The sequence below is a fragment of the Paenibacillus taichungensis genome (assembly GCF_013359905.1).
Taxonomy (GTDB): Bacteria; Bacillota; Bacilli; order Paenibacillales; family Paenibacillaceae; genus Paenibacillus; species Paenibacillus taichungensis.
Map to the genome: position 1 here is coordinate 21,596 of NZ_JABMCC010000077.1, position 7,825 is coordinate 29,420.

The following is a 7,825-nucleotide window of genomic DNA, read 5'->3' on the forward strand; positions in this document are numbered from 1 at the left end:
TATAGTTTTATCCAGAAAAGGATACCGGAATATCTATAGATATGATACAACTAAATTGTCATATAAGTTCGTGTGACAACGAATTAAAAACGAAATGAGGCCGATACAATTTATGAAAACCCCGCAATCCAGGCAAAACCAATCCTTCTCCGCACGTAAACCGGTACTGACGGTAGTGATTATTGAATTACTCCTCTTGCTGGCGGTTTTCGTAGCAGGAGCGATTGCAACCGTGAAGCAACTGGACTACACATCACCCGTATTGATGTCATTTACTCCAATTGCCCTCGTGCTCATTATTTATCTCACCCTACGACGCAAATGGAGAGAGACTGGATTTCGCTCCTTAAGAACCATCCCGGCAAGTCATGCCAAGTATTATATTCCGCTACTCCTTGTACTGGGTACTCTCGCACTCAAAGGATTTACAGAGTTAACCTTGTCCAAGGTCGCCTTTTTTATCTTTTTCACCTTGCTTGTCGCTTTTGTGGAGGAAACCATTTATCGTGGACTGATCTTCAGAACTTTGCTTCGTAAGAGTGCGGTTGCGGCAGTTGTCACTTCCAGTGTTTTATTTTCTATTACTCATATCATGAATGCATTATCCGGTCAGAGTATGGCAGATACGATTCTGCAATTGATCTATGCATTGCTGCTTGGAGCGGCACTCGCGCTGTTAATGTTGAAAAACGGAAATATCGTGCCGCTGATCCTGTTTCATTTCATACATAATTTGATTCAATTTCTTGGGAACGACCGGCAAGATACCGGGACTCTTTTCTACGATATCTTCATATTGGTTGTGTTGGTTGCTTATTGCGTATGGTTGACGTTTAGCATTCGAACGAAATCATCTTCGTCAGAGAGTAGTACACCAGGGAGTTCAGTGGTTCATTAAACCGATCTTGATTGGAAGCTACATAACTCTGTTTACCGCCAGCCTTGGGATCGTGGTATACTTCAGTCTGGCGGTATGACAGGCTTGTTACATAATCGGGGGCCCGTTCATCCGTACAATGGGTAGATAAATAGGTGATATTGTGGAAAAAACAGCACAGGCAGTGGCGGAATGGATGGTACAGGAGATTAAATTCACCGGTACGCTTCATCAGGAAGCTGCAATTGAATATGTAAAGTCCAATTTTGGAGAAGAATTTGTATTTGTGAATGAGAATGGAAATACTTCGTTATCAAAAGATGTGAAGAAAGCGTTCCGTAAGTTACATCGTGGGCAGATTGCATGGGATCGTGATGCTTTTATGTGGGCATGGACGTAGAGTGTAATTATGTAATTGATTGAGCTTTCATGGATGTGTTGGATATGCATGTCAAAATATTTTATAGAAAATGTATAAGTTGGTTCGGATCTGCATATCCTTTCATAAGACCGTACTGAGCGGTAGGCAAGCGACAAACCCTGTTCCAGTGCGTGCGAATACATGTATTTCCAAAGCTGTTTGAAAAGAAAATACAAAGATTTGCTTTTTGGTGGAAACGGAGTTATAATAAAAACAAGTTGTAGAGAGTGGAAAACCTAATTCACATATTGTAAAGGGCGATCACTTATAGGTTATGACTGGTACCTTTTTCAATGTGTGAATTTTTATTTGCTTGCTGCAAAGAACAAAGGAACATGTTAATCTTTATTTGGAGGTGTAATTCACATGCAAAACGGAACAGTAAAATGGTTCAACGCTGATAAAGGCTTCGGTTTCATCGAAGTTGAAGGCGGAGAAGATGTATTCGTACACTTCAGCGCTATTACAGGCGAAGGCTTCAAAACGCTGGACGAAGGTCAACGCGTGCAATTTAAAATTGTACAAGGAAACCGTGGTCCTCAAGCAGAAGAAGTTGTAAAACTGTAATTAAAGCATAGCTGCCTTTAACATGTTATAATGGTAAAGGCAGCTTCTTTTTTTTGAGCAGTTATAATGAAAGTCGGCCCAATAGTTGTCGAGACAGAAGTCCGGACGGGACAAAACTTCCGCTAAGTAGTGGCTTCTGTGAAATAACGTCGGATTAGATGTTTTTCCATAACAAAGGGGGTAGAAGTCATGTATAATCGCAAAAAACCGTTGGAAGAGATTCCACAAGCTGATGCGGCAATCTGGGAATGTACGAGTGATACGTGCAAAGGATGGATGCGGGACAATTTTGCGTTTGATAGCGTGCCTACTTGTCCGATATGTGCTTCTGAGATGGTTAGCACGACCAGGATGCTGCCATTGCTTGAAAATTCGAATAGTAATCTGAAAACGATGCCTAAAGGAAATCGGATTTAACATAGCTTACCCGCCTCTAACGAGGTGTTTTTTTTTAAGTTGAACCTGACATCTTGTATAAAGGTAAGGGTATTAAATATGAAGTTCCCGGCATTCGTTTTGGCGAATGCCTTTTTTTATACCTTTTTCCCAATTATGTTGAATATCTAAGTGGGAATATTTTTGATTTATAGCAATTTGTTTACTTGAATTTAGGGTTTGAAGTAACGATAAATCGAAAACAAAAAACCTTCTCGCATGAAGCGAGAAGGTTTTTTTGATTGTTTAGAAATTTTAGATGAACAGGAACGGCAGCAGAAACAGGGTTGCTACAAGAGCCAGATCGATCCCTGCTCCATAGCCGTAACCACCGTAACCCCCACCGTATCCTCCATAACCATATGGACCGTAGGCCGAGGATTTAACTTTCTTTGTTGCAACAGCGTTTTTCTTGCTGCTTTTTACAAGCTTTTGTTTGGATTTGACTGAACACAGCCGTGGTCCTTCGAAACATCCGTTCAAATAAATTTTACCATCACGACATTGACTAAGCGTACCATACATATGCTTACCGTCGTTCATAACGAGACAAACGGAACGTCCAACGTGCGGAGAAACCGTTTCTTCACATACCGGATTAATTCTGTACATGCAAATCCTCCTCAATAGGTGCGGTTGCCGCTTGAATTCAACGGTTTGTATATCATAGTAAAAAGAAGACTGATTGGTATGGACGAGTACCCGGAAATTAGATGGGGAGGAGCCGTTTTTATATTTACTCCATACACTGAAGGGAGTAAAAGGGAGGGATCTCATGGATTATCATGATTTACTGGCCCGGCTTGGAGAAGGGAGCGCCCATCCGGGAGGGTTTACAGCAACGATGCAACTGTTGGATACGCTGTCTCTGCCTGCGCATAGTAAGGTGCTTGAGGTGGGATGCGGTACAGGAAGGACGGCTTGTTATCTGGCTCGAAACGGTTATCGGGTAACTGCGGTTGATCTTAATCGGCAGATGTTGGAGAAAGCGGTGCGACGCGCAAGACGGGAGCGCTTGGATATTCGTTTTATTCAAGCAGATGTGAAATCCTTACCTTTTCCGGATCATTATTTTGATGTGGTATTTGTAGAGTCTGTCACTATCTTCACCCAGTGGCGAAGTACCCTTACGGAATATAAGAGAGTATTGAAGCCGGGCGGTATATTCATTGATCGGGAGATGGTGTTATCCGGAAGGAAGACAGAGGTGATGAGCCGAAGACTGAAACAATTTTATGGAATAAGGACACTGGCAACCATGACTACATGGAAGAAACGTCTCAGACAGTGTGGATTTACTGAAGTCTTGATCAAGGAACAATCTCGTTCTATGGGCAAATGGGGCGTGGATCATGACCCTCATCGGGAGATGGATATGAGCTTGTTTGAGGATGAGCAAGTACAGCGTATGGGTCGTACCAATGATCGTTTGCTTGCGAGATATGGAAAAAGACTAGGTTATGCGGTTTTTGAAGCAAAGTCATCAATGGTTAACGATAACAAACAGAAAGAGTAGGATTACTTGTTGGCGAGAGGGTAGTCCAATAACGAATTTGAAAAAATTAGGCTGATGCCAAATCTGGCATCTAAAAAAGCAACCCACTCTAAAGTGGATTGCTTTTTCTTGGTTTTGGACTCTAAATCCAATTCAGTGAGTAATGAAAATAGTCCACGCCATATTATGGCTGAAAGCATTACAGCATATCGTTGTCGATAATGCGCCAGTGATGCTTCAACAGAGCTTCCAGTTGCGGTTTATCTTTGGCTCGAAAAGCGCTTACGATTTGGCGATGTTCTTCATTTACTTCATTAAGTACACTGGAGAGCTTCGGCTTGTTGTCGCTGACATATGATTGGCGAATAAAGCTGTTTTTTAACGTGTTTAACATCTCGATGACAGTGGCGTTGCCGCAGCGTTGGATGTATAGGTTATGAAATTGATATTGGTTTTTGCTGTAAGCGGCCAGATCTAGCTGGATAATATCTTCATCCATTCGTGCAACAAGGGCCTCCATCTCCAGGAGCTCAGACGGTTTGAGTTGGTCCGCTGCGAGTGTAGCAGCGAGTGCCTCAAGCGCACCAATGGCCTGCGAGAACTCAAGTTTTTTGCCAGCATCAAAAGGAGCGACGATAAATCCCCTACGTGGAATATATTGCAGAAGATTGTCAGAAGTGAGCTGAAATAAGGCTTCCCGAGTAGGGGTACGGCTGATGTCCAGCTTTTTGCAAATCTCCGCTTCATTAATCTTCTGATTGGGGAGCAATGTCCCGTCCTGAATTTTCTGCGCGATATAATCGTAAACGTGATCTTTCAAGGACCGGTATTTGGGTGCCTCCATACCGAATCCCCCCTTCTGTATATAGTGATGATTGAATGTGTGAGGGTGTAAGCCCTGTAATGGTGCGCCGTTCGGGAGTTTCAAGTTTTTATCATCTTAACACCGAGGGGGAAGTTGGGCAAGCAATCTTAATGATCTAAAGATATGTTGATTTAGGGTTGTGGAAAATTACGTTTTATGTAATTTCAGCGTATAAATGTGTTCTTCCATTACAATGCAACTTATTTTTAGGTGATAGCGGAAAAAGTGAGCAGGAGTCGTAAATAGTCGTGGCGAAGCATACATTGATATTGTATTTTGTATACAATATAATAAAAAAGGGGTGCTGGGAGTATATGTCAGATTCAAAAGTGTTAATGGATTGGTCGGAACGTTATGCTGCACCTAATTATCATCCGCTCCCGATCGTCATTGAGCAGGCGGAGGGAGTATGGGTCGAAGATCCCGAAGGTCGCCGTTATATGGATATGTTAAGTGCATATTCGGCACTAAATCATGGGCACAGACATCCAGCAATCATTCAGGCGCTGAAAGATCAGGCAGATCGGGTAACATTAACATCACGGGCATTTCACAGCAGTGCGGCATCACTTTTCTATCAGAAGCTCTCGCAATTTACAGGCAAACCCAAAATCCTGGCCATGAACACGGGAGCTGAAGCGGTTGAAACGGCCGTGAAAGCAGTTCGGAGATGGGCATATCGTTGCAAGGGCGTACAGGAAAATCAAGCTGAAATCATCGTATGCTCAGGAAATTTTCATGGAAGAACGCTGACGGTCACCTCTTTCTCATCTTCAGAAGAGTACAAAAAAGACTTTGGACCTTTTACACCCGGATTCAAAATTATTCCTTATGGTGATATTGAAGCGCTTAAACTTGCGATCACACCGAACACGGCCGCTTTCCTTGTGGAACCTATTCAGGGGGAAGCCGGTATTGTCATTCCGCCAGAAGGATATCTTGCTGAAGCCTTTGCGCTGTGCAAACAGCACCGGGTGTTGACAGTAGCGGATGAGATTCAGACCGGATTCGGACGAACGGGGCGCCGTTTTGCTTCTGACTGGGAGGGGGTTGAACCTGATATCTGGATTATGGGTAAAGCGCTGGGTGGAGGAGTGATGCCCATCTCGGCTATTGCTGCTAATTCAGAAATACTGGATTTGTTTGAACCAGGTTCTCATGGCTCCACATTCGGGGGGAACCCACTCGCTTGTGCCGTGGCTGTCGCAGCACTGGAAGTTCTGGAAGATGAGAAGCTTGCAGAGCGCTCGGAGCGTCTGGGGAATTATTTTATGAAACAGCTTCAGGGAATTCGCAGTTCAGCTGTGTGTGAGATTCGAGGTAGAGGATTGTTCATCGGTGTTGATCTGCATGTGCCTGCACGTCCTTATTGTGAGAAATTAATGTCTGTTGGACTGCTCTGTAAAGAAACTCATGAGACAACGATCCGTTTTGCACCGCCACTTACCATTACGGAGGCTGAAATTGACTGGGCGTTGGAGCGGATTACTCAGGTGTTGCGTGATTGATATACCTTTCATTCCTTGATTACTTCATATAAGCTGCGAAGGAGCTGACCTACATGGAAAACATTGATATTGAATCTGCAGGAACGCTAAATGCTTCTAATGAAACGAGACAATTGCTTCTGCATCATAATGATGTTGCCATCATTAAGGTTCCTTTTGGATTAGGAGGAGCACGAGGTGGTGCTGAGTTAGGTCCGGATGAACTTATTACAGCAGGTTTGAAACGTGAAATTGCCAGCCTTGGGTTGAATGTATCAAAAGAGATCCGTGTAGATTGTCCTTCAGAGTCTGTTGTTCCAATTGAACGCAACCGTGTGAAATATTTATCCGAGGTTAAACAGGTGAGTGAGCGAGTGTGCAGTGAAGTGTCTGGCGCGATAGCGAGAGGTTCTTTTCCACTTGTTCTGGGTGGGGATCACAGTGTAGCGATAGGTTCTCTTGCTGGGTTGTCTGGGCACTATTCCAATCTGGGTGTAATCTGGTTTGATGCTCATGCGGATTTGAACACAGAAGAGCGTAGTCTATCTGGAAATATGCATGGGATGAGTGTTGCTGCCGCTTTGGGGCATTCAGCTTTTAACTTGTCTCATATTCCGGGAGCGGGGCCTTTCGTTAATGCCTCCAATCTGGTCTATATTGGCTTACGTGATCTGGATGTGTATGAAAAGGAACAGATTCGAGCGCTTGGCATTAAGAGTTTTACAATGCATGATATTGATCGAATAGGGATACAACAGGTTATTGAACAGGCACTGGCTGTAGTCGGGGAAGGGACAGATGGTATTCATATTAGCTTTGATATGGATTGTCTTGATCCGCGTGAGGCTCCGGGTGTGGGTACGCCGGTACCAGGGGGATTGAATTATCGTGAAGCTCATTTCGCACTGGAGCTGCTCGCTTCCACCAACCGAGTTACGTCCATGGATCTGGTGGAGGTTAACCCGCTGTTTGATCAGAACAGGCATACGGCCCGCCTTGGAGTTGAGCTGATTGCTTCATTGCTGGGTAAACGGATCTTATAATGAATGTATTACTAATTCTTGTTCGGATGAATCCATGTTTATATAGAAGATATAGAGGGCATGGTTAATAAATATAATGTAATGTTATATAAGAGCCAGGGTCAGATTCATCCATACGATCTTCAACTGAGTGAAGATAGGTATGTGTGGCTTCCCTGGCTATAGTTGTTGGATGCACCTCTTGCTCTTGAATGGATGGGGTGTAAAGTGGGCCTTATAGAGTAAGAATGTTTGGTTATGTCTTGCCTCTTGGTTCCTTTAGAAGTGATGGGTAATTACGAAGGCTCTATTATAGAAGAAAGAGATTGAGATTATCTGATGGAGAATGTGGTTCTAAAGTTTATTGAAAATAAAGCTTGCATTCCAAATCTGTACATGGTATATTCTAATTCCGGCCAAGAAAACATGAGAAACACGGTGCGGCAAGCGAAAAAATAAGCTTCGAAAGAAACTTAAAAAAAAGAGCTTGCAAAGTTGGTTCGGATGTGATAAGATATAAAAGTTGCTGAGGTGAACAACGCGCGGCAATGAAACAAGTTTGATCTTTGAAAACTGAACAACGAGTGAGTAAACATTCTGCTTGCAGAATGAACGCGAAAGTTAGAGACAAGCCTTGGCTTGGATCGACTGGAGCA

9 protein-coding genes are annotated in these 7,825 nt (G+C 43.4%); 7 read left to right on the forward strand and 2 right to left on the reverse strand.

Going from position 1 to position 7,825, the window contains the following annotated elements:
- The first annotated feature begins 112 nt into the window (after nucleotides 1-112).
- The 4 genes from HP548_RS00905 (at nucleotide 113) to HP548_RS00920 (ending at nucleotide 2,282) form a co-directional block, all read left to right on the forward strand.
- On the forward strand, nucleotides 113-898 hold the full coding sequence (locus HP548_RS00905; protein WP_099859359.1) for a CPBP family intramembrane glutamic endopeptidase: 786 nt from the start codon (nucleotides 113-115) through the stop codon (nucleotides 896-898).
- A 142-nt stretch (nucleotides 899-1,040) separates the two neighbouring features.
- The gene (locus HP548_RS00910) at nucleotides 1,041-1,277 is read left to right on the forward strand and encodes a DUF6953 family protein (RefSeq protein WP_076292258.1); all 237 of its coding nucleotides are present in this window, start codon (nucleotides 1,041-1,043) and stop codon (nucleotides 1,275-1,277) included.
- Between the two features lie 387 nt (nucleotides 1,278-1,664).
- Nucleotides 1,665-1,865 carry a cold-shock protein gene (locus tag HP548_RS00915; RefSeq protein ID WP_024633772.1) on the forward strand — a complete coding sequence of 67 codons (201 nt, stop codon included), beginning with the start codon at nucleotides 1,665-1,667 and terminating at the stop codon, nucleotides 1,863-1,865.
- Nucleotides 1,866-2,054: 189 nt separating this feature from the next.
- A complete protein-coding gene (locus HP548_RS00920) occupies nucleotides 2,055-2,282 on the forward strand; it encodes a cold-shock protein (RefSeq protein ID WP_024633773.1) in 228 nt (75 codons plus the stop codon).
- 273 nt (nucleotides 2,283-2,555) lie between these two features.
- Here the strand turns inward: HP548_RS00920 and HP548_RS00925 are convergent, their stop codons facing one another.
- Nucleotides 2,556-2,912: a hypothetical protein gene (locus HP548_RS00925; protein ID WP_099859358.1), complete on the reverse strand. Its 357-nt coding sequence runs from the start codon at nucleotides 2,910-2,912 to the stop codon at nucleotides 2,556-2,558.
- A 163-nt stretch (nucleotides 2,913-3,075) separates the two neighbouring features.
- Between HP548_RS00925 and HP548_RS00930 the strand changes: the two genes are divergently transcribed.
- Nucleotides 3,076-3,816 (forward strand): class I SAM-dependent methyltransferase, encoded by a 741-nt coding sequence (locus HP548_RS00930; RefSeq protein WP_099859357.1) that lies wholly within the window; start codon nucleotides 3,076-3,078, stop codon nucleotides 3,814-3,816.
- Nucleotides 3,817-3,994: 178 nt separating this feature from the next.
- On the opposite strand, the gene HP548_RS00935 is transcribed toward HP548_RS00930, so the two are convergent.
- Nucleotides 3,995-4,639: a GntR family transcriptional regulator gene (locus HP548_RS00935; RefSeq protein WP_076292261.1), complete on the reverse strand. Its 645-nt coding sequence runs from the start codon at nucleotides 4,637-4,639 to the stop codon at nucleotides 3,995-3,997.
- 335 nt (nucleotides 4,640-4,974) lie between these two features.
- Between HP548_RS00935 and HP548_RS00940 the strand changes: the two genes are divergently transcribed.
- Both HP548_RS00940 and rocF read left to right on the forward strand, forming a co-directional pair.
- A complete protein-coding gene (locus HP548_RS00940; RefSeq protein ID WP_099859356.1) occupies nucleotides 4,975-6,168 on the forward strand; it encodes an ornithine--oxo-acid transaminase in 1,194 nt (397 codons plus the stop codon).
- A gap of 53 nt (nucleotides 6,169-6,221) precedes the next feature.
- Nucleotides 6,222-7,190: an arginase gene (gene rocF / locus HP548_RS00945; protein WP_099859355.1), complete on the forward strand. Its 969-nt coding sequence runs from the start codon at nucleotides 6,222-6,224 to the stop codon at nucleotides 7,188-7,190.
- The last annotated feature ends 635 nt before the right edge of the window (nucleotides 7,191-7,825 follow it).